Raw genomic sequence first — 22,689 nt, 5'->3', positions numbered from 1 at the left:
AAATGGTCGTTAATTAATAATAAGGAGTTAGAGAAAATGATAATAAAAATTGCAGTTGTCGGTTCAAAGGAGTTTATGGAGAATCTTTTCCCTATTGCTCATAAATTAGAAGAAATAGAAATTGATCCATATGTTTACCTTCATCCGGCAGAATCTTCTGAACTATTGAAGCGTTTAAAGCCTTGTGATGTTATCTTTTTCTCAGGTGCCTTACCTTATTATATGGCAAAAGAAATAAGAGAACAATTACGAATTCCAAGTACGTACTTACAGCAAGATGAGACAACGGTTGCATCTTCACTTCTTTCTGTCATGTATCATCAAGGTATTCAACCGCATAAAATTTCAATCGATTTAGTAGACCGTTCGTTTATTACAAATGTATGCCGCGATATCGGTATAAAAGAAAAGCCACAAGTGTTGGATTATGAAAATATGTTGTGGAGTAAAGAGGAAATAAATAGAGTCATTGATTTTCATGTAGCTAAATATCAATCCGGAGAGGCTCATTTAGCTTTAACTAGTATTCACGCTGTTTACGATGAGCTTCAAAAAATAGGTGTTCCTTCAGAGCGTATGATTGATCCAACACAGTCCATTATACATGGGCTAAAAGATGCAAAAATAAAAGCTGAGTTAGCAAAAAGCTATTCAGCTACTGTTGGTGCTTGTATTATTTCTTCCTTAGAATTACGAACGAGTGTGCTTGAAAAACTAGATGTCATTTCAAAAGAACTACGTGGTTCATTTAAACAAGTGGATGAAATGACATGCATTTTGTATACAACTCGTGGTGATATCGAATCGATTATTAAAACAAATGCGATACATAACTTGTTTGCGAGCGTAGAAGGAACGATAGCTATTGGATTTGGTTATGGAAAAACCGTGAAAGAGGCGGAGCAAAATGCAAAAATTGCTCAAAGTTTTGCAAAGAATAATCCAATAGATCGTTGTTTTTATATACTAACAAGTGATAAAGATTTATTTGGTCCGTTCCCGAAAGAACAGAGAGTACAAAGTTTGAAAAATGATAATCCGGAACTAATGAAAATAGCGAAGGAAACGAAGCTTAGTCCGGCCAACTTGTCAAAAATCATTCAATTTAGTCAATCGCATCCGTCATTGAAGTTTACAGCAGCTGACCTTTCTGAGTACTTACAAGTGACCCGGCGATCGACAGAAAGATTGTTAAAAAAATTAGTTGATTACGGGTATGCTCATATTTGCGGCGAGGAAATGCCCTATCAACAAGGGCGACCTCGCGCACTATATGAACTGAATTTACCGCTATTTTTAAGCTTCTAGTTGCGCTTTTTGTTTCTTTAGTAGTTCTGCTTTTTCAATGTCTGATAGTTTTACAATTGTGAAGCCTGTTATACCATAAATGATTGAGATAATAGGTACGATGAAATTCAAAATAGCATAAGGGGCATATTCAAATGCACCTACGCCAAGTGTAGCGAGAATAAATACACCGCACGTATTCCAAGGAACGAAGACAGAAGTTAATGTTCCGCCATCTTCTAATGCTCTGGATAAATTTTTTGAATGTAGTCCTTTTTCTGTGTATGCATTTGCGTACATTCTTGAAGGAACAACAATTGAAATATATTGTTCAGAGCAAGTAAGGTTTGTTGCAAAACAAGATGCGATAGTAGAAGCGATAAGCCCTTTTGCTGATTTTGCTAACTTTAAAATTTGATTTACAATTGAGCGAAGAATACCTGTATGTTCTAATACTCCTCCGAAAGTCATAGCGACAATTGTCATAGAGACTGTATTCATCATCGAATCTAAGCCACCGCGGTTAAATAGTTCGTCTACTAGCTTGTTTCCAGTGTCTATAACAAATCCAGCTTGGAGTGCACCGACAGATGCTGAGACAGAACCACCTTGAATAAAGACTTGTGATAAGAATCCTAAAATAATACCGACGAGAATGGCTGGTATGGCAGGAACCTTTTTAGCGACCAATACCATAACGGCTACGGGTATGATTAATAGGAAAGGTGAAATAACAAAGTTTTGTTGTAAGACTTGTAATGTTTGATCGATGCTTTGCGCATCAATATTGTTATCACCGAAGCTTCTTCCTAAGAAAGCATAGACGATAAGAGTAATAATTAAACCTGGAATTGTAGTAAATAACATATGACGAATATGTGCGAATAAATCTGTATTTGTTAATCCTGCGGCTAAGTTTGTTGTGTCTGAAAGCGGTGACATTTTATCGCCAAAATAAGAGCCTGAAATAATGGCACCAGCAACCATTGGGGCTGGAATACCCATACTTAGACCAATGCCCATTCCGGCAACACCAATTGTTCCCATTGTAGACCAAGAGCTACCAATCGCTAATGCAACGATAGAACAGATAATGGTAATGGATACTAAAAATAGTGATGGAGTTAAAAGTTTTAAACCGTAATAAATCATTGTTGCGACGATTCCACCGCCAATCCAAGCACCGATTGTTAATCCAACAAGAATAATAATGACGATAGCGGGTAATGCAAGACGAATCCCTTTATACATTGCTTCTTCAAGATCATTCCATTTGTAACCGTAACGCCAAGCGACGATAGAAGCAACGGTCGTACCGATAATAAGTGGAACGTGAGGGCTTTGTTTTAATACAACAATTGTAACCATCATAACTGCAACGGTAATGATAATAGGGATAATCGCTATTCCAAAAGGTATTTCTTTTTTCATAAATTTCCTCCTTGTTACGTATGTTTGTTTGTATTTTTTAGAATTGTCGTAAAATAGACGGTTATTAGGTTATGATAACTAAAAATATATGTAAGCGTCAATAAAAAACAGAAAATAAGGAATCTTCTAGTTATTTATTCAGTTTGTAATATAGATACAGAGTAAGCTTTTAAAAAGTTTAAAAATAAACAATTGACTTTTTTCTTGAAATTCAATATGTTCATAAAAACATCTGTTTTTCATAAGTATAATTAACCTGAATGGTTTGTAATTTGGGAAGGAGAATGGAGCTTTGAAAACATTAGAACTACAAGAGCGTTTAACGGAAATTTTTCAGCATTTACATGAAAACCCTGAAGTAAGTTGGAAAGAGTATGAAACGACAGCTTATATTACTAACTTTTTAAAAGAAGAAGGAATTTCATATAAAACATTTGATGATTGCCCAGGCGTAATCGCTGAAATTGGAAATGGGAACCCGGTTATTGCGATTCGTGCTGATATGGATGCACTTTGGCAAGAAGTAGATGGAGAATTTAAAGCGAATCATTCGTGTGGTCATGATGCTCATATGACGATTGTAATGGGGCTTATTTTACAATTGAAAAATATGAGATGGGATAGTGGAACGGTTAGATTTATTTTTCAACCGGCAGAAGAGAAGGGAAATGGTGCTTTAAAGATGGTAGAGAAAGGTGCTGTAGATGATGCTGATTTCTTATTCGGTGTCCATTTACGACCAATCGAAGAATTATCTTTGAAACAAGCAGCCCCATCTATTCGTCACGGAGCAGCAAGATTTCTAGAGGGTATGATTCATGGGGAGGATGCACATGGGGCAAGACCACACCAAGGTGTGAATGCAATTGATGTCATTTCCATGATTAATATCGGTTTGAAAAATATATGGTTGCCGCCACAAAGTTCATATTCAGTGAAGATGACGCGGTGCCAAGCTGGTGGAGATAATTTAAATATCATTCCAGGTAACGGCCATTTTAGCTTAGATGTAAGAGCGGAGAATAATACATTATTAGAAGAATTAAAGAAAAAGATAGAGCATGTAATAGAATCAGCCGCATCAATGGGATCGAAAACTTCATACGAATGGATTGATCTTGCTCCAGGAGCAGAGGTGTCAGAAGAAGCGGAGCGTTACATGCGTAAAGGCATTCTCGAAGTGTATGGAGAAGAGCAATGCACAGGGCCGCTTTATACGACAGGAAGCGATGACTTCCATTACTACACAGTGAAGAGACCACATTTAAAAGCTGTCATGCTTGGACTAGGAGCAGATCTACAACCTGGATTACACCATCCGCATATGAGGTTTGATCATAGTTGTATTATGGATGGGGTAGAAATATTGAAGCAAACTGTATTGAAAGTGTTAGAAGACAGGGGCTAGAGAGCTCCTGTTTTTTTATCGTGAATTGTCGGTAAATCGATATATTTGAAAAACCGTTGATATATTTTGAGTTATGATAGATATATTGAGAAAATCGTTGATATATTTGAAGTTACGATAGATATATTAAGAAAATCGTTGGTATAATTTCACGTACCTATTAATTTGATGAAAAATGAGCCTCCAGTACATGGTGTATAATAATAAGTACCATTTTTTAATAGGAGAAAACGAATGAACGAACAATATTACGATGCAGTTTTACATATAAAAACAGTCGGTGAGCAAAAAGGGTTTAACAAGTCTATGCATTATCACCGCTATGAACCGACGCCGTATAGCGGGTTAGATGAGTTATTGAATCAATATGAAATACGAAGTAGCGACCGAATTGTAGACTTTGGGTGCGGAAAAGGGCGATTAAACTTTTATATGCATCATAAATGTGGTGCTTCAGCAGTTGGAATTGAAATGAATGAAGAGTTTTATAAAGAAGCGATGGATAATAGAGAGCGTTATGCACGAAAGGCACGAAACAGTAAGGGGAAAATTCAATTCCAATGTTGTTTAGCGCAGGAATATGAGATTGATCCACATGATAATAGGTTTTATTTCTTTAATCCGTTTTCTGTGCAAGTGTTTATGAATGTAGTCAATAACATTTTGCTTTCGGTAGAAGAAACGGGGAGAGAAGTGGATATTATTTTATATTATCCTTCTGAGGACTATATTTTCTTCTTAGAAAATCAGACTGCGTTTGAGCTGAAGAAAGAAGTTAGATTGCCAGGTGCTTATGAGAAGAATGGGAATGAGAGGTTTTTAGTGTATACGTTAGGATAATAAAAAAGCAGATGCTAAGGCACCTGCTTTTTTATTAGTTACGGATTAAGTAATCAAATGCGCCTAAAGCAGCGTTTGCACCTGAACCCATAGAGATGATGATTTGTTTGTACGGATTATTTGTACAGTCACCTGCAGCAAACACTCCTGGTACGTTTGTAGCGCCGTGCTTGTCTGTTACGATTTCACCGCGAGCGCGTTCAACTGTTTCGCCTAACCAGTCTGTGTTTGGCACAAGACCGATTTGAACGAATACACCTTGTAATTCAACGTGATGAACTTCTTCAGTTTCACGATCGATGTAAGAAATACCGTTTACTTTGTCAGTACCAGTGATTTCTCTCGTTTGAACGTTTTTCAGAACAGTTACGTTTGGTAAGCTGTTAAGACGCTCTTGTAATACAGCATCGGCTTTTAATTCTGGCATGAATTCAAGAACAGTTACGTGCTTAACAATACCTGCTAAGTCGATAGCTGCTTCAATACCAGAGTTACCTCCGCCAATAACTGCTACATCTTTTCCGATGAATAATGGGCCGTCACAGTGTGGGCAGTATGCTACACCTTTATTTTTGAACTCAGCTTCACCTGGTACGCCAACATTACGCCAGCGAGCACCTGTAGAAACGATTACGCTCTTACTTTTCAGAATAGCGCCGTTTTCAAGTTCCACTTCAATAAGTTCTTTTTTCTCTAAACGTTTCGCACGTTGTAGATTCATTACATCGATGTCGTATTCTTTTACGTGCTCTTCAAGGCTTGCTACTAGCTTAGGACCTTCAGTGCGTTTTACGCTGATGAAGTTCTCAATACCCATAGTATCCATTACTTGACCACCGAAGCGCTCAGCAACGATACCAGTGCGGATGCCTTTACGTGCTGCATAAATTGCTGCACTTGCACCAGCTGGGCCGCCACCAACAACAAGAACATCGTATGGATCTTTATCAGAAAGCTCTGATGCATCTGGACCGTTACCCATTTTAGCTAAAATTTCTTCAAGTGTCATACGACCGCTTCCGAAAGATTCGCCATTTAGGAAAACTGTTGGTACTGCCATGATGTCTTTGCTTTCTACTTCCTCTTTGAATGCAGCGCCATCAATCATAGTATGTGTAATACCAGAGTTAAGAACGCTCATTACGTTAAGAGCTTGTACAACATCAGGACAGTTATGACAACTTAGGCTGATATAAGATTCAAAATGATATTCGCCTTGAATGTTTTTAATTTGATCGATTAATTTTTTTTCAACTTTTGGAGCACGTCCACTAACTTGTAGTAAAGCTAACACTAATGAAGTAAATTCGTGTCCTAATGGAATACCAGCGAATACTACACCAGTGTCTTCATCAGGGCGATTTACACTAAAGCTTGGTGTTCTCTCTAGTTCAACTTTTTCTACTGTAATCTTTGATGACATAGTAGCTAATTCATCTACTAGAGATAACATATCTTTAGATACATTATCGTCTCCTGAGCTAACTTTAAGTAAAATATCGTTCTCCATTAACTGAAGGTATTGGGATAGTTGTGTTTTTATATCTGCATCTAGTATCATTTTGATCGAACTCCTTAGATTTTGCCTACAAGGTCAAGGCTTGGTTTAAGTGTTGCAGAACCCTCTTGCCATTTAGCTGGGCAAACTTCACCTGGGTTGTTACGTACGTATTGAGCTGCTTTAATTTTGTTAACAAGAATGCTTGCATCACGGCCGATACCGTCAGCGTTGATTTCCATAGATTGGATAACGCCGTCTGGATCGATGATGAATGTACCACGAGCAGCAAGACCTTCTTCTTCCATTAAAACGTTGAAGTTTGTAGTGATTGTGCGAGTTGGGTCACCAATCATAATGTATTCGATTTTACCGATAGTTTCTGAGCTATCATGCCATGCTTTGTGAGTGAAGTGAGTGTCTGTAGATACAGAGTATACTTCAACGCCTAAGTCTTTTAGAGTTGCATATTGGTTTTGTAAGTCTTCAAGTTCAGTTGGGCAAACGAATGTGAAGTCAGCTGGGTAGAAACAAACTACACTCCATTTTCCTTTTAAACTTTCGTCAGTAACTTGGATAAATTCTCCATTATGGTAAGCATTAGCTTTAAACGGTTTTACTTCTGTGCCGATTAATAACATATTAAATTTCCTCCTAAATGTTGGTTTTGAGCATCAAAAAATAGTTTGCTCATAAAATATATTTTTTAATTAACTATAATAATTCTAATTCGATATTAATTATCATATAGAAGTGGTTATTTTGTCAAGAGAATAAACCAACTTTATACCAATTTAATTAATATTTATTCTCAATTAAGGTTGTTAGGGAATGAAAAGGTAATTTTCATGTCATAAATTTTCAATGAGTGTTTGAAAGAGTAGTGTGTATGTTAGAGACATGGTGTAAGTATAAATTCTTAGGAAGGAGATATTTCTTAGAAGTTGTAGATTTGAAAAGGAACTGCTTATTTCTATTTTACAAAGAATTGTGCGATAAATAAAATAAAATGAATCGGAATCTTTTTGAACAATTTTTGTCCGCTCAAATATATAATTAGGAAGTATATTGCAATGATAATTAGAAACATTGACTCAAAGTGCTAACAAGATATAATAAAATCTAGATATATCTTTCAAAAAGAAGAATATATAATATAGGATGAAAAACATTCAACCTATTATTTTTTTATAGCCTTTAGAAAACGCTTACAATTAGTGTGGGAGGGGAAACCATGTCTAAGTTCACGAAGTATTTTTTAATGGAAGATAAAGATGTGATTGCATATGTGAAAGAGAAATTATCTAAGTTTGAACATGCAAAGGGGTTACAGTGTAAAGAAATAGGTGATGGTAATTTAAATTATGTGTTCCGCGTTTGGGATGAAAAAGAGACCATGTCTGTCATCGTAAAGCAGGCCGGGAATACAGCACGTATTTCAGATGAGTTTAAGTTGTCGACGAATCGTATTCGTATAGAATCAGATGTTTTGCAGTTAGAGGAGGAGTTAGCACCTGGGCTTGTTCCAAAAGTATATTTGTTTGATAGTGTGATGAATTGTTGCGTGATGGAAGACTTATCAGATCACACAATATTACGTACAGCACTTATAAATCATCAAATATTTCCGAGGCTTGCTGAAGATTTAACTACTTTTATGGTAAATACTCTTCTATTAACATCAGATGTTGTAATGAATCATAAAGAGAAGAAGGAACTTGTGAAGAATTATATAAATCCAGAGTTATGTGAGATTACAGAGGACCTCGTATACTCTGAACCATTTACAAATCATAATAAACGTAATGAGTTATTTCAATTAAATGAAGGATGGATTAGAGAGCATATTTATAGTGATAAAGAGCTTCGTATGGAAGTAGCGAAACTTAAGTTTTCTTTTATGACGAATGCGCAGGCGTTGCTTCACGGTGATTTACATACTGGTTCTGTTTTCGTAAAAAGTGATTCTACAAAAGTTATTGATCCTGAGTTTGCTTTTTATGGACCTATGGGATATGACATTGGGAACGTAATGGCGAATTTAATATTTGCTTGGGTGAATGCAGATGCAACGATGCTACCTGGAGCTGAGAAAGATACGTATATGGATTGGCTAAAAACGACGATGGTAGAGGTAATTGATTTATTTAAGAAGAAGTTTTTAGTTGCTTGGGATATTCATGTGACAGAAATTATGGCGAAGGAAGAAGGCTTTAATGGCGTATATTTACAATCTGTGTTAGAGGATACAGCTGCAGTGACGGGTCTTGAGTTAATTCGTCGTATTGTTGGATTAGCAAAAGTAAAGGATATTACTTGTATTGAGAATGATGAAGCACGTGCTAGAGCGGAGCGAATTTGTCTTCAAGTAGCGAAGAAGTTTATTTTACGAGCGAATCAATATAAAACAGGTACGAGTTTTGTAGAAATGTTAAAAAAACAGTCCATTCATAGCGCGAAGTAAGGAGAGAAAATGATGAAAGAGCAATTAATACCAATTCAATGGAAAGATGAGGCTTTAGTTTTATTAGATCAAACGTTATTACCGAACGAAGTTGTCTATGAATCTTTCAAAACAGCTGAAAGTGTGTGGGATGCAATTCAAGTCATGAAAGTGCGAGGTGCACCAGCGATTGGGGTTTCAGCAGCGTATGGTGTGTATTTAGGGGTAAAGGAATTTGCTGAAAGTACGGTAGAAGGATGTATTGAAGAAGTAAAAAAGGTATGTGCATATTTAGCAACATCAAGACCGACGGCAGTAAATTTATTTTGGGCGCTGGAAAGAATGGAAAGTGTAGCGATAGATAATGTTCACTTATCGATTGCACGGTTGAAAGATAGATTGTTAGAAGAGGCAAAAGAGATTCATAGAGAAGATGAAGAAATTAACCGTCAAATTGGAGAACATGCATTAATATTATTCCATGATGGCATGGGATTATTAACTCATTGTAATGCAGGTGCGTTAGCAACGACTAAGTATGGTACTGCGACAGCTCCAATGTATTTAGCGAAAGAAAAAGGATGGGACCTTAAAATCTACTCTGATGAAACACGACCTAGATTACAAGGTTCAACGTTAACAGCATTAGAACTACAGCGAGCGGGAATTGATGTAACAGTCATTACCGATAATATGGCAGCTATGGTCATGTCACAAGGGAAGATTGATGCGGTAATCGTCGGCTGTGACCGAGTAGCAGCAAATGGTGATGTAGCAAATAAAATTGGAACATTAGGCGTATCTATTTTAGCTAAATACTATAACATTCCGTTTTATGTAGCAGCACCAACACCGACAATTGATTTAAACACACCGACAGGAAACGAAATTCCGATCGAAGAAAGAGATGCTTCTGAAGTAATCAATCGTTTCGGACAATATTCAGCTCCGAAAGGAAGTAAAGTATACAATCCAGCATTTGATGTTACGCCACATGCAAATATAACAGCAATTATTACGGAAAAAGGGATTGTAAAGGCACCGTTTACGGAGAATTTAAAAAATCTATTTTAGTAAATAGGTATATAGTCAGTCATCATAAGCTTCATACTTAGGGGGATGTATATGTTATTACAAAAAGAAAGAGAAGAAATTGTAGCGTACGGAAGGAAAATGATTTCTAGCGGTTTAACAAAGGGGACCGGCGGAAATATTAGTATTTTCAATCGTGAACAAGGCCTAGTTGCAATTAGCCCAAGTGGTTTAGATTATTATGAAACAACGCCCGTGGATGTAGTTATATTAAACTTAGATGGTGAAGTAGTAGAAGGTGAGAGAAAACCGTCAAGTGAACTAGATATGCATCTTATTTATTATAGGAATCGTGAAGATATAAATGCGCTCGTGCATACACATTCACCTTATGCGAAGACGATTGCATCATTAGGGTGGGAGCTTCCTGCTGTTTCATATTTAATTGCTTTCGCAGGCCCGAATGTACGCTGTGCACCGTATGAAACATTTGGTACGAAGCAATTAGCAGAGGCTGCTTTTGAAGGCATGATTAATCGCCGTGCAGTATTACTTGCGAACCACGGTTTAATTGCAGGTGCAAATAATATAAAAATGGCATTTACTGTTGCGGAAGAAATTGAGTTTTGTGCGCAAATTTATTATCAAACGAAAAGCGTCGGAGAACCGAAGTTATTGCCAGAAGATGAGATGGAGAATTTAGCGAAGAAGTTTGAAGGATATGGGCAGCAGTAGAATGAAACGAAAACACCCTCAAGATTGCACTCTTGAGGGTGTTTTTTATGCTTTCTTAAGCAATAAATACATAAAGTAAGGAGCACCAATTAAAGCAACGACAATACCTGCCGGAATACCGTTAGGCTCAACGATGTTTCGTCCGATTGTGTCTGCTAATAGTAATAGCCATCCGCCGATTAAAAGGGCGATAGGCATGAAGATTTGATGTCTTGGGCCTACTAAAGATTTTGCGATATGAGGAGCCATCAGCCCGATAAAGCTAATTCCTCCTGTTACGGAAACTGCTGCAGCTGCAAGTGCAACGGCTGCAATTAATAAGTATCTGCGTTCTTTTTCAATTTCAATTCCAACGCCGATTGCGACTGGTTCGTTTAATGCTAAAATGTTTAATCGATTTGCTTTATAGAAAACAAATGGAATTAATACGATTAACCATGGGAGCATTGCGAAAATGAAGATCCAATCATCTCCCCAAATGTTTCCGGCAATCCATTTGGCGATAAAGTCGACTTTCATACGATCAGCAGATGAAATAAGGACAATCATTGCTCCAGATAGTGCAAATGAAAAACCGATACCGGTTAATGTTAATCGTATTGGCTGAAGCCCTGTTGATTGACTATATGAAAATACGTAAATTAAAACAGCTGTAAGAAAAGCCCCGATAAATCCAACGACTGGTAGTAAATAAAGAAATGAACCTACATCTATTGGAAAGTATAAAAAGAAAATAGAAACAGCAACACCAGCACCAGAGTTAATCCCGAGAATACCAGGTTCAGCTAAATCGTTACGTGTAATGCCTTGAAGGATAGCACCTGATAAAGCGAGTGCCATACCAGCTAATACTGTAATGATAATTCTAGGTAGTCTTAAAGAATATAAAACGAATTCTTCTTTAAATGAACCTTGTCCCATTAGCGTTGGGAGTAGTCGATCATAAGATAAAGATGCTGAACCGAGCCCCATTCCAATTACAATGGTTGTAATAGTTAGTATAAGTAATGCGAGTATAATAAGACGTTGTTTTCTTAAAATAGATGGCATCATGAGAATGTTTTTCCTCCTTTACGAACAATGAATAGGAAGAATGGTAATCCTACAATTGCGACAATAGCAGCAACGGGTGTTTCATACGGAGCATTAATTGTACGTCCGATTGTGTCTGCAAGTAACATAAAGGAAGCACCAGCAATTGCTGACATCGGAATAATAAATCGGTAATCTGGACCAACAATAGGACGCACCATATGAGGTATCATTAAACCGATAAATGCCATATTTCCGACAAGCGCCACAGAAGCACCAGCAAGTAAGATAATAATGATAAACAAAATTGTTTTAATAACAATGATTTTTTGACCGAGTCCAACAGCAACTTCTTCACTGAAACTAAGGACTGTCAATTTTCTTGCAAATAAGATAGCGATAAAGATACTTATTGAAATGACTGGAATAATAATTTTCAATTGACTCCAAGTAGTTCCAATCACCCCTCCAGCAGTCCAAAGTGATACATCTTGTGAAATTTTGAAGTAAATGCCGACTCCTTCCGAAATTGCGAGTAGAAATGCTGAAACTGCAGCACCTGCTAATACAATTCGAAGAGGAGAAAGTCCGCCTTTTTTCACCATACCAATTCCAAATACCATAATTGCCCCTACCGCAGCGCCGATAAAGCAAGCTAATGTTAAGTACAGGTAGCTTATGGAAGGGTTGAAAGCAAGTGTTAGTGCAAGTGCAGCATTTGCGCCACCCGTTAGCCCAAGTAAGCCAGGGTCTGCAAGGGGATTTCGTGTTAATCCTTGCATAATTGCCCCAGAAACGGCTAGTCCAGCCCCTACAAAAATAGCAGCAACTTCACGTGGTAAACGTATTTCACGAATAATAGATATTTTGTCTCCTTTAGCGGAGGAAGTAAGTGCTAACCATACATCCTTTATTGAAGTATCTGCAGCCCCTAATACCATTGCAACCATAAAAATAAGAAAGAATGCAATTATGCTCAAAATTAGTTTGTATGTAAAAGCTATAGAACGTGGATTGTCATGATCTTTTGTCATTCGTTTCACATCTTTTCTGTTCATAGAATAAAGGAAGAGGAATTCTTAAATTAAGAATTCCTCATGTTTGTATTATTTACCAAGAAAGCTTTTCTTGAAGAAGTCTAGTTGGAAATCTAATGTAAGTGGATCATTGAAATAGAATTCCATCATGTTTGCTTCGTATACGCGATTATTTTTTACTGCTGGAATGTTTTTATATGATTCTGTCTCTTGGAATGAGTTATCAGTATCTTTGTTTTTACTTACGATTAAGTAATCACCAGCAAACTCAGGCAATACCTCAGTAGATAATGCGTAGTAACCTTCTTTTAAAGCTTTTTCTTTTACTTTTTCAGGCATTTTTAATTTCATTTCTTGGTACAGAATTTCTGTTCCGCGGCCCCAGTTCTCGCCGTATACATAAAGCTGTTTATTGAAGTTTTCAACAACAGATACTGTTGCATCTTCACCAATTTTTGCTTTAATTTCTTTACCAGCTTCTTGTGCACGTTTCTTGAAATCATCAATCCAAGTTTTTGCTTCTTTTTCTTTGTTTAATAACTTACCGATTTCTAAATGTTGTGTTAAGTAATCAACTTTTCCGTAAGTGTATGTTACAGTAGGAGCGATTTTCTTTAACTTATCAACATTTTTAATATTTGATAAACCAATGATTAAATCTGGATTTAGTTCAGCGATTTTTTCAACATTTTCATCTGATACTTCAGCAACATCTTTAAGTTTACTATCAAAACGTGGGTTTTGTTTAGACCATGAATCTACCCCAACAACATTTACGCCTAATGACATTACGTTACCAGCGAATGATGATAAAACAACAACGCGTTTTGGATTTGCAGGAACTTCTACTTTACCATTTTCAGATTGGTATGTAATTGTTTCTGATTTACTACCTTTTGCATCATTCTTTTTGTCTGTAGAGCCGTTGCTACAAGCACTCATAACAAGAACGAAAAGAACTGTTAGTGAAATAAATAACTTTTTCATCGTCTTTCTCCTTTAACATAGATGTATGTGTATACAATAATTTGTTTAACTGCAATCTTTTTGAAAGAGTAGTGGTAATGCAAAATGTTTATTAAAAATCTTGAATTTGAGATTTCACAATATAGTATTAACCATATTAATGAAAGAAGATGTAATCCCAAATTTGCTAATTATTAACAAGTTGATAATGATTATCACTATTGATTCTTTAAATAATATAATTTTATATGGGTGTATTGTCAATAGTAATTTTGATTGTAAATTTTGCGGAAACAGGTTATATTTTATTGAGAATGATAATCAATGATTAGTAGCTGAGGAGTGAGCACGAATGAATCGAGAAGAATTGTTTGATGTAACTGTAATAGGCGGAGGACCTGCAGGGCTTTATTCAGCTTTTTATAGTGGACTTAGAGAGATGAAAACGAAAATAATAGAATTTCAACCACAGTTAGGTGGAAAAATACATGTTTATCCGGAGAAGATGATTTGGGATGTAGGAGGGCTATTGCCAGTTACAGGTGATAAATTAATTGAACAACTTGTACAGCAAGGGCTAACATTTAAGCCGGAAGTTGTATTAAATACAAAAGTAGAATCAATTATTCGTAATGAAGATGGAACTTTTACGTTAAAAACAAGTACTGGCGAAGAACATTTTTCAAAAACAATTATCGTCGCAACTGGAAGCGGTATATTGAAACCGCAAAAGTTATCGATTGAAGGTGCGGAGCGATTTGAAGTATCGAATTTAAATTATACAGTTAAATCTTTAATGCGTTTCAAAGATAAAACGATCATTATTTCTGGTGGAGGAAATTCTGCCGTTGATTGGGCGAACGAATTAGAACCAATCGCGAAAAAAGTGTATGTAACATATAGAAAAGAAGAATTATCTGGTCATGAAGCACAAGTAAAACAACTAATGAACAGCTCAGCGGAGTGTTTTCTGAATACATCGATTACAAAATTAGTTGCTGGTGATAATCATGAAGCGATTGAATATATAGAATTAACGAATCATGAGACAGGTGAAGTTTCTCATTTACCTATTGATGAAGTTATTATTAATCATGGATATGAACGTGACATTACATTATTAGAAAATAGTGAGTTGGACGTTGCGATTATAGATAATTTTTATATTGCAGGTAATGCAAATAGTGAGTCTTCTGTAGATGGATTATATGCTGCGGGAGATATTTTGAAACATGATGGGAAATTGCATTTAATTGCGGGAGCATTCCAAGATGCTGGAAATGCTGTGAATAAAGCGAAACAATTTATTCAGCCAGATGCAAGTGAGTACGGAATGGTTTCTTCGCATAATGAAGTATTTAAAAAACGAAATCGAGAATTGATAAAGCAAATGATGAAATAATAAAGTGAAACTTTAATCAGTGGGGGCTATCCTGCACTGATTATTAACCTTCACTAATCGGGCTTTTACTGTCCACAAATAGCGGGATAAAGGTACAAGTATACCCCCATTTACTTCTCTATTCAAATAGACGAGAGATGTAGATGGGGGTTTTCCTGTTTACTATATTTTCAATCATTATTATGACACCGGTTTCATCAGTTCATATGACATGAACATTTTATTTGTAAATCAGTCTAGAAAACAATGAATCTATGTTTTGTTTACGCTGTTCCTTTTGCTCGTTCGTTAGGAAATGGCATATTTAGTATAGAAGCAATGTATTGTTTTCCATGTTTTCGAGCCAATGACTCTAATATTTGACGAACGCGTTTTGTAAGATGCCCTTGTTTTTTTATCGCTTCACAATATGCGTCGTAGAAAGCATATTTAGCCCATAGAAAATCATCTTGTTGGAATAAGAAATGATTTTTGTACCATTCACCAATTGTATGATAACAATTGATTTCGTGTATTGCTACGCCTTGAGAAAGAATACGATCAGATAAAGATGTAGTTAAATGAGAAGTTGTGTTTTCTGTTTCAACTTGTAATGTTTTTTCTAACATTGTAATGATGTGACGAGTAGCCATATGTTAACTCTCCTTTGTGTAAATGGGTGATACCATTCTATATTTAAAAAAATACTTACTATATTATTATACAATATATGGAATGGTTCTACCTGCTTTTTAAACTGCATTTACAAAATCTTTTTTATTTGTTTACAAAAATAAAGTAAGATACAGTATATATGAAAAAACAATAAAGGAATGAACGCATTGTATATAACAATAGAAGAAGCTGCGGAGTATTTGAATTTACCAAAATCGTATATTGAAGAGCTAATTCAGCAAAAGAAAGTTCGTGCGCTATTCGATGGAGAGCAATATTTATTAAATAAAGAACAATTCAACACGCATTTAGAACAAATGGAGAAATATAAACATTTAGTGGAAGAAATATTAAACGAACCAATTCCGGAAGATATGGATGTTAAAGACGAAGACTAAACTTTAGGAAATCCCGTATGAAGATATGCAGAAATGTATCTTCATACGGGATTTTTTTATCTAAAGACATCAAAATCCTAAGGAGCCCTCAGGATTTCTTAGAATTTTGATAGGTAGTAGTCTACCATGTTAAAAGCATATTTTTTCCGAGCTAGGACAAACATAGAGAACGTAACCTGTACAGATACATATACTATCAGTGCAAAAGCTTATAAATTAATGGAAGGGGTTTTCTCGTGAGTTTATTTCATTGGGATTTTTTGAAAGACTTAATTGGATCTTATGTAAGAGTGAACAGAGGTGGACCAGAATCTCAAAAAGGAACAATAGTATCATTAGGTGCGGACTACTTCGGATTAGAGAATGAAAAAGGAGAGAACCATTACTACCAGCTTCGCCATCTGAAAAGCATTACCCAAAATACGAAAGATGGTGGAGTAGGTGATTTAGAATGGGTGGAAGAAGACATTGCAGAAGACTTTGAAACGCTACTTCAAAGCTTCAAATACCGCTGGGTGAAAATTAACCGTGGTGGACCAGAGAAAATTGAAGGTATTTTACAAGATGCTTCTAGTGATTATGTAACATTAATCATTAAAGAAGAAGTTGTATTAATTGCACTATCTCATATTAAGAGTGTTAATTATAATGCACCAGTAAGTGGAGAGAGTAGTGATGAGAGTAGCGATGAGAAAAGTAATGAAAACAGCAATAATTCAGGTCGCGCTCGTGCACAAAGACAATCAAGTAGAGGAAGATAATAAGAAAGGAGGGTACAAAATTGGAGAGTGTATTATGCTGTGATCAAATTAAAGGTTTAGTCGGTGAAAATGTAAAAGTAAATCTTCGCGGACCAGAAAGTAGAGTAGGTGTACTCGTATCATTAGGAAAAGATTACCTTACACTACAATTGCCTCTTGGAGAATTAGTATATTACCAGTTGAAACATGTGAAGAGTCTAGTCAGGAAAGTGAAAGAAGCACCGGGAGAATATGGTTCATGTTTCTATGCTGATGAAGATACTTTTTTAGATGTATTAAATGACTTGAAGTATAAATGGATAAAGATTAATCGTGGTGGACCAGAGTGTGTGGAAGGTTTATTAAGTGATATACATGATGGAAGTATTACACTAGTAAACGGTGATGAGGTCATTTATATAATTAATTCTCATATTAAGAGTGTGAATCAAATAGTTAAAAACAAAAAGAATGAAGAAGAATAATGTTTAATAAATAAAAGGGGCATTATGATTGAAAGTGAAGAATGATTTCATATTTCGCTGTAATTATTTTTGGATATATGAAAACGGATTTTTTACTATTAAAAAACAGAACATTGCCCCTGATTATTTTTTAGAAATGGAAAATAGGAGAGTAGAAATTCATAGGAAGGAGGATATAGATGAATGAGTTACACAAAAGTATTGGAGAAAACATATATGTTAAATTAATTGGTGAAAAAAGATTTAAAGGCGTATTAATCGATGTAGGAAATGATATTGTTGTTCTTTACAATGGACAAGACTACGTATATATATCTTTATATCATATCCAATATTATAAGTTTTTAAGACCATATGATGAAGAAATATTAAAACCTGATGTAGATTCTGTAATTAAAAGGGAATCTCCTTCAATTTCTTTGAGGAAAGTATTAAGCACATCTAAAGGGATTTTTACAGAAATTTATGTAGCAGGTAATGCTCCAATACATGGATATGTTACAAGTGTAATGAACGATTATATTGTTTTTTATAGTCCAGTCTATAAAACTGTATATATATCTTTAAAGCACTTAAAATGGTTAATTCCGTATAAAGAAAACCAAGTGCCTTATTCCCTCAATAAAAATGAACTCCCCGTAAATCCATTAAATATTACGTTAGCTCGAACGTTTGAGGAGCAACTTATTAAAATGTATGGAAAAATTATGGTGTTCGATTTAGGTGAGGAATCCAATAAAATTGGAAAAATGGCGAAGATCGAGGAAGGACATATTGAAATATTAAAAGCGCGTGATGCAAAAATGTATGTGAATATTCAACATGTAAAATCTGTCCATTGTCCGTAGGCTAGTTGAAAGGGCTGGCTTTTTCTTTTATATGCAGAAGGAAAGGTCGGGCCTGTTTGTTTAGTTCGATTTGGATATGAGGGAAAAAATGAATTGAATATAAATTATGTTAGTGTGATTTTTGAAGAGGCAATCTTGTGCTAAATTATAAAAAATATGTACGAGCCACTTTTTGATGTATTCAATTTGTTTTTTGAGGAAGACCTGCTCAACTAATTTACTAAAGGGGTTTTATTTGTGGAGCAGTTTTCAAATTCGTTATCGATTACATTACTTGGTAGTGCTGGTGGAGCAGCGAAGGCAGTTTTAGCAATTTTAAATCAAGCGATAGCAAATGAAAAAGATCCAATTTATGAAGTGATAAAGAATGTTACATTTCATTTGGTTGATATAAAACAAAAAGATAGGGCTTATTATGATGAGTTGTTTCCAAATCTGAAAGGTCATTTGTCATTATATGAAATAGACCTTCAAGATGTAGTGAAATTTAAACAGCATTTAACAGAAAAAAGTACGAGTGTTGTTATTGATGTTTCGGGTGCAGATACGATCAGGGTACTGAGCTGTTGTAATGAACTTGGAATCTTTTATATTAATTCAGCTTTGGAAAATGAGGCGGTAGATCAGGACGATAGTTTACTTGGATTTCAGCTTACGGAACGATATACGAGGTTTGAGAAAGAGAAAGAAAAATTTACAAATACAAAAGCGATTATAGGTTCAGGTATGAATCCAGGTGTTGTTCAATGGATGGTTGTTGAACTTATGAAAGAACGGCCGAATGAACAGCCACAAGCATGCTATATTGTAGAACATGATACGTCGTTTTTGAATGATACGGCACTTATAAAGCCGGATACACTTTATACGTCATGGGCAGTAGAGCGATTTCTAGACGAAGCGATATGGAGTTATCCGATGTATATGAGTCATCATCGTCCTCTTTATTTTTATGAGGATGTATATGCTTCAGAGTATAAAGTGAAGTTAGGAGAAAGAGAGTTTTATGGTTGCTTAATGCCACATGAGGAAGTTTTAATTTTAGGGAAAAATTTCAACATGGAAGTTGGTTTTCTTTACCGAATTAATGAGTATACAACAAATGTAATTAGACAGAACTTAGATAAGGTAGAAGATTTATGGAACTGGAATCGTAAAGTATTCAATCCAGCGGAAGAAGAGGTTGCAGGAGAGGATCTAGTAGGTGTATTACTCGTTTATGAAAATGGCGAGACGTATATGTATAACGTAATGAATAGTAGCCAAGTTTTTCATAAATATAAAACGAATGCAACTTACTTCCAAGTAGGGTGCGGAATTTATGCAGGTTTGTGTAGTTTACTTTTAGATCACTTTGGACAAGGTGCTTATTATGTCGAGGAATTATTATTAAATACAGAAAGTAAGTACGGTGAATATTTAAATTTATATATGAAAGATTTTGTAATAGGGCATAATGATTTTACGGATGGACTGCTACATGATAGGGTCAGATGGATATAAGTTGTGACTAGAAAGGAAGGAGAAGTCTCCTTCCTTTTTAGTATTATAAGGTTACGTATTGCCCTGAAAGCAATTTCATACTTATAATTTAAGGAGATAACGGCGGGGATTTTTTTTCGTATCGATCAAGGGGAGTTTTTATATGAACAAATACAAGAGCTTGATTTATGAAGAAAGAAAAGCTTTAAAGGTATTTATATTATTATTTTATATTATATTCTTTTCATATGACGCTATATATTATTTTGTATATCCTGCTATGAATATTAATGGAACAACGGTAGGGTGGCCAGAAGGAAGCCTTGGGATAGGCGTATATATATTTGTAATAGCATTATTCCCTATTTCAATGTATCTTCAAAAAAGAGGTTATGTATATTCTATAAAATATTTATTTTTATTTGGGTACATGTTTATCAATCTTATAAATAATTTAATGATTTATTTGCGAACGGATAGAGCTTTTGAACATGGTAGTATGGTAGAAATGTTATTAATTTTATTTGCACCGGTTTTCGTGAACAGAAAATATTTTTATTTAGTTTCCTTTAGTGTAATTGGAAAGTACGTACTTTTTACATTGATACTACAAGATCTAAAAGTTGTGATTCCGCTTGTCTTATGTGTATTCTATTTCATTATTTCACATTCTTTGTTGAAACGATTTCAATCTTATGTAAGAACGGTTGTTGAAATGATGAACAATATGAAAGAGACGGAAAATTTAGCTGTAATTGGGACTATGTCTACAACAATTGCGCATGAAATCCGAAATCCATTAACGGCTTTGAAGGGGTTTACGCAAATGCAAAAAGAAAGAAACCCTGAAGATATGATGAGCTATGAAATAATGTTACAAGAAATTGAGAGAATTAACGGATTTGTTAGCGAATTGATGTTATTAGGAAAACCGAAACCAACAAATTATGAATGGTGTAACATACGGGAAATCCTTTTATATGTTGTGCAGTTAATGGAAAGTTATGCGAGTCAATATAAAGTGAAAGTTTATTTGCAAATAGATGGAAACTTACCCGTTATAAACGGTGATGATAAACAATTAAAACAAGTGTTGTTAAATATTATTAAAAACGGAATAGAATCAATGCCAGAAGGTGGGGATATTCATATTCGGGCATATGAAAAAACTAAGGGGTATTTGTGTATTGCTGTCGAGGATCAAGGATTTGGTATAGAGGCAGGAAAATTAGAGAAGATTGGAAAGGCTTTTTACACAACGAAGGAGAATGGTACAGGGCTTGGTTTAATGATTACATATAAAATTATTAAAGAACATCAAGGGAGTATCACGATTCAAAGTAGTATGGGTGTGGGAACGAAAGTGGAAATTTATTTACCGACGATGTAGCGCAGTAGAAGAAAATATTTTTCAGAAAAGTGTTCTTCTTGAAACATTTAATAAAATGTTTCAAGAAGGGTTTTTTTTATAAAATACTTCGTTTATAATGGAGGAAAATATCGACATGAGATTGGTTACTCATGTAACGGTTCGGTAGTGTTATGAAAAGAAAAGAAGGGGTGCCCGCGCATCCTTTTTTCTATGCAGATATGATGAAAGAGGTGGTATTGATGGAATTAACATTAAATTCGACTGTATGCTTACACACGATTCAATTTCGAAAAGAGCAAAAGAATTATATTGTAAAAGATACAATTACAGGAGAAAAATATGAAATGCCGCCACTTTGGATTGATGCATTGGCAATGATGCGTGACGGTTTTTTATTGGGAGAAATTGAGGAGAAATTAAAAGAAGAGTATCCAGCAGAAGAAGTAAATATACTAGCATTCACGAGGCAACTGTTAGAGCTAGAACTTGTTGGAATGGTAGATGGGGAAGAGATAGCTTGTACAAAGAAGAAAGAGAAAGATTATTTAGCTTGGGTACGTCCCCGGTTGGAACAATTTTTCCTTAATGTAAATAAAAAATATAGAAGCAAAGGTCAGTGATGATCTTTGCTTTTTTGTAGTCCATATTTTAAAAAATAACAGCGAATGCCCTTGCGAAAGCACCGTCACTATTTTTAATTTTTAAAGGTGCTGCTGAGAAAAAGAAACGTTTCGCTTTAATAGCATCTAGATTTGTTAAGTTTTCAATTAAGAAAATATTATTGCCTAACAGTATGTGATGAATGGGTGATGTTTCTGTCGTTACCTCATCGGGAGAAATAAAATCTAAACCGACTGATTTTACTTTTAATTCAACTAGTTCTTCAGCTAATTCTTCGGAAAGATAAAATGCTTCTTTCTCATAAGCTTCTGTATTCCATTTATTAGATAGATTAGAATGGAAAATGACAATATCGTCTTTTTTTATGTCGGCATTATGCAATACTTCTTTAGGGAGTTTTCTCTCTTGAACATGAGTGACATCGATGAGAACTGCTTCACCTACAAACTGATCAAGGGGCAATTGATCAATCGTTGTTGCACCAGAAATAAAATGCGCAGGAGCGTCGCAATGTGTACCGACATGAACGACCGAATGGAAATCTGTAACTTGATATCCCGTTTCTTCAACGCTTGTAATGGTTTCTAGTTGGATTGTTGGTGTTCCGGGAAATTGAGACATATTATTTTCAAACGTTTGTGATAGATCAATTACTTTCATTTTAAATACCTCCAATATATGTTTTTCAAATAATAAAAAGCCCATCTTTCATGATCAAGAAAGATGGGCTTTACATACTAGTTGCGTTTTATCTTCCAAAATGTAATGCATTTTGCAGGAATTAGCACCTATTCAGTTCTTATAAACTGAGGTTGCTGGGCTTCAAAGGGCCGGTCCCTCTGCCTCTCTTGATAAAGGTTTATTTAGTTTTGAAATTCGGAATATTCATGATATTTAAATTGTAATTCATTTCCTTTTTTCACGCAATACAAATTAGGTGTTCACCCAAATAAAGTTGCTCGCATATTGTAGCTTATG

General features: G+C 35.2%; 22 protein-coding genes and 1 riboswitch. Of the genes, 14 read left to right on the top strand and 8 right to left on the bottom strand.

Going from position 1 to position 22,689, the window contains the following annotated elements; genetic code table 11:
* The first annotated feature begins 36 nt into the window (after window positions 1-36).
* Complete coding sequence (locus JDS95_RS20155) at window positions 37-1,308, top strand: hypothetical protein (RefSeq protein ID WP_000584379.1); 1,272 nt, start codon at window positions 37-39, stop codon at window positions 1,306-1,308.
* Here JDS95_RS20155 and nhaC read toward each other — a convergent pair.
* A complete protein-coding gene (gene nhaC, locus JDS95_RS20150) occupies window positions 1,297-2,718 on the bottom strand; it encodes a Na+/H+ antiporter NhaC (protein WP_000711508.1) in 1,422 nt (473 codons plus the stop codon). The two genes, JDS95_RS20155 and nhaC, sit on opposite strands and share 12 nt — an antisense overlap.
* Window positions 2,719-3,010: 292 nt before the next feature.
* On the opposite strand from nhaC, the gene JDS95_RS20145 reads away from it, so the two are divergent.
* Both JDS95_RS20145 and JDS95_RS20140 read left to right on the top strand, forming a co-directional pair.
* Window positions 3,011-4,126 (top strand): M20 peptidase aminoacylase family protein, encoded by a 1,116-nt coding sequence (locus tag JDS95_RS20145; protein ID WP_000853538.1) that lies wholly within the window; start codon window positions 3,011-3,013, stop codon window positions 4,124-4,126.
* A gap of 234 nt (window positions 4,127-4,360) precedes the next feature.
* A complete protein-coding gene (locus tag JDS95_RS20140) occupies window positions 4,361-4,966 on the top strand; it encodes an SAM-dependent methyltransferase (protein WP_001005639.1) in 606 nt (201 codons plus the stop codon).
* Window positions 4,967-5,000: 34 nt separating this feature from the next.
* Here JDS95_RS20140 and ahpF read toward each other — a convergent pair whose 3' ends face one another.
* Complete coding sequence (ahpF, locus tag JDS95_RS20135) at window positions 5,001-6,527, bottom strand: alkyl hydroperoxide reductase subunit F (protein WP_199690749.1); 1,527 nt, start codon at window positions 6,525-6,527, stop codon at window positions 5,001-5,003.
* Between the two features lie 14 nt (window positions 6,528-6,541).
* Window positions 6,542-7,105 carry an alkyl hydroperoxide reductase subunit C gene (gene ahpC, locus JDS95_RS20130; protein ID WP_000924420.1) on the bottom strand — a complete coding sequence of 188 codons (564 nt, stop codon included), beginning with the start codon at window positions 7,103-7,105 and terminating at the stop codon, window positions 6,542-6,544.
* 593 nt (window positions 7,106-7,698) lie between these two features.
* On the opposite strand from ahpC, the gene mtnK reads away from it, so the two are divergent.
* The 3 genes from mtnK to JDS95_RS20115 are packed head-to-tail and all read left to right on the top strand — an operon-like array spanning window position 7,699 to window position 10,674.
* Entirely contained in the window at window positions 7,699-8,928 is a 1,230-nt protein-coding gene (mtnK, locus tag JDS95_RS20125) for an S-methyl-5-thioribose kinase (protein WP_144467476.1), read from the top strand.
* A gap of 9 nt (window positions 8,929-8,937) precedes the next feature.
* Window positions 8,938-9,981 (top strand): S-methyl-5-thioribose-1-phosphate isomerase, encoded by a 1,044-nt coding sequence (mtnA, locus tag JDS95_RS20120; protein WP_199690748.1) that lies wholly within the window; start codon window positions 8,938-8,940, stop codon window positions 9,979-9,981.
* Window positions 9,982-10,032: 51 nt separating this feature from the next.
* The gene (locus tag JDS95_RS20115) at window positions 10,033-10,674 is read left to right on the top strand and encodes an L-fuculose-phosphate aldolase (RefSeq protein ID WP_000926572.1); all 642 of its coding nucleotides are present in this window, start codon (window positions 10,033-10,035) and stop codon (window positions 10,672-10,674) included.
* Between the two features lie 45 nt (window positions 10,675-10,719).
* On the opposite strand, the gene JDS95_RS20110 is transcribed toward JDS95_RS20115, so the two are convergent.
* Genes JDS95_RS20110 through JDS95_RS20100 form a run of 3 tightly spaced genes read right to left on the bottom strand, consistent with a single transcriptional unit; the run spans window position 10,720 to window position 13,730 of the window.
* Window positions 10,720-11,727 (bottom strand): FecCD family ABC transporter permease, encoded by a 1,008-nt coding sequence (locus JDS95_RS20110; protein WP_000982878.1) that lies wholly within the window; start codon window positions 11,725-11,727, stop codon window positions 10,720-10,722.
* Window positions 11,724-12,764, bottom strand: a complete 1,041-nt coding sequence (locus tag JDS95_RS20105) for a FecCD family ABC transporter permease (RefSeq protein WP_002037873.1) — start codon at window positions 12,762-12,764, stop codon at window positions 11,724-11,726. Before JDS95_RS20105 ends, JDS95_RS20110 begins: the two co-directional genes overlap by 4 nt.
* 48 nt (window positions 12,765-12,812) lie before the next feature.
* A complete protein-coding gene (locus JDS95_RS20100; RefSeq protein ID WP_000732581.1) occupies window positions 12,813-13,730 on the bottom strand; it encodes an iron-hydroxamate ABC transporter substrate-binding protein in 918 nt (305 codons plus the stop codon).
* Window positions 13,731-14,061: 331 nt separating this feature from the next.
* Here JDS95_RS20100 and JDS95_RS20095 point away from each other — a divergent pair, with 331 nt between their 5' ends.
* The gene (locus JDS95_RS20095) at window positions 14,062-15,111 is read left to right on the top strand and encodes an NAD(P)/FAD-dependent oxidoreductase (RefSeq protein ID WP_001078286.1); all 1,050 of its coding nucleotides are present in this window, start codon (window positions 14,062-14,064) and stop codon (window positions 15,109-15,111) included.
* A 263-nt stretch (window positions 15,112-15,374) separates the two neighbouring features.
* Here the strand turns inward: JDS95_RS20095 and JDS95_RS20090 are convergent, their stop codons facing one another.
* Entirely contained in the window at window positions 15,375-15,743 is a 369-nt protein-coding gene (locus tag JDS95_RS20090) for a hypothetical protein (RefSeq protein ID WP_000235485.1), read from the bottom strand.
* A 180-nt stretch (window positions 15,744-15,923) separates the two neighbouring features.
* Here JDS95_RS20090 and JDS95_RS20085 point away from each other — a divergent pair, with 180 nt between their 5' ends.
* The 7 genes from JDS95_RS20085 (at window position 15,924) to JDS95_RS20055 (ending at window position 21,710) form a co-directional block, all read left to right on the top strand.
* Window positions 15,924-16,163: a helix-turn-helix domain-containing protein gene (locus JDS95_RS20085; protein ID WP_002042548.1), complete on the top strand. Its 240-nt coding sequence runs from the start codon at window positions 15,924-15,926 to the stop codon at window positions 16,161-16,163.
* Window positions 16,164-16,399: 236 nt separating this feature from the next.
* Entirely contained in the window at window positions 16,400-16,924 is a 525-nt protein-coding gene (locus JDS95_RS20080) for a hypothetical protein (RefSeq protein WP_000051641.1), read from the top strand.
* 20 nt (window positions 16,925-16,944) lie between these two features.
* A complete protein-coding gene (locus tag JDS95_RS20075) occupies window positions 16,945-17,388 on the top strand; it encodes a hypothetical protein (protein WP_000446701.1) in 444 nt (147 codons plus the stop codon).
* 179 nt (window positions 17,389-17,567) lie between these two features.
* The gene (locus JDS95_RS20070; RefSeq protein WP_001003900.1) at window positions 17,568-18,236 is read left to right on the top strand and encodes an LSm family protein; all 669 of its coding nucleotides are present in this window, start codon (window positions 17,568-17,570) and stop codon (window positions 18,234-18,236) included.
* Window positions 18,237-18,473: 237 nt separating this feature from the next.
* Window positions 18,474-19,739, top strand: a complete 1,266-nt coding sequence (locus tag JDS95_RS20065) for an S-adenosylmethionine decarboxylase related protein (RefSeq protein ID WP_199690747.1) — start codon at window positions 18,474-18,476, stop codon at window positions 19,737-19,739.
* A gap of 142 nt (window positions 19,740-19,881) precedes the next feature.
* On the top strand, window positions 19,882-21,108 hold the full coding sequence (locus JDS95_RS20060; RefSeq protein WP_001046090.1) for an ATP-binding protein: 1,227 nt from the start codon (window positions 19,882-19,884) through the stop codon (window positions 21,106-21,108).
* Between the two features lie 221 nt (window positions 21,109-21,329).
* Window positions 21,330-21,710, top strand: coding sequence for a hypothetical protein (locus tag JDS95_RS20055; protein WP_000424106.1), 381 nt, complete (start codon window positions 21,330-21,332; stop codon window positions 21,708-21,710).
* Between the two features lie 28 nt (window positions 21,711-21,738).
* Here the strand turns inward: JDS95_RS20055 and JDS95_RS20050 are convergent, their stop codons facing one another.
* Complete coding sequence (locus JDS95_RS20050) at window positions 21,739-22,371, bottom strand: cyclase family protein (RefSeq protein WP_000862992.1); 633 nt, start codon at window positions 22,369-22,371, stop codon at window positions 21,739-21,741.
* A gap of 85 nt (window positions 22,372-22,456) precedes the next feature.
* Window positions 22,457-22,569, bottom strand: a riboswitch (SAM riboswitch).
* Window positions 22,570-22,689: the final 120 nt, after the last annotated feature.

The sequence above is a fragment of the Bacillus cereus group sp. N24 genome (assembly GCF_016483345.1).
In the GTDB taxonomy this organism is placed as follows: Bacteria; Bacillota; Bacilli; order Bacillales; family Bacillaceae_G; genus Bacillus_A; species Bacillus_A toyonensis.
Note: the sequence above shows the minus strand (reverse complement) of the source record. Positions and strands in the feature narration are given on the sequence as shown.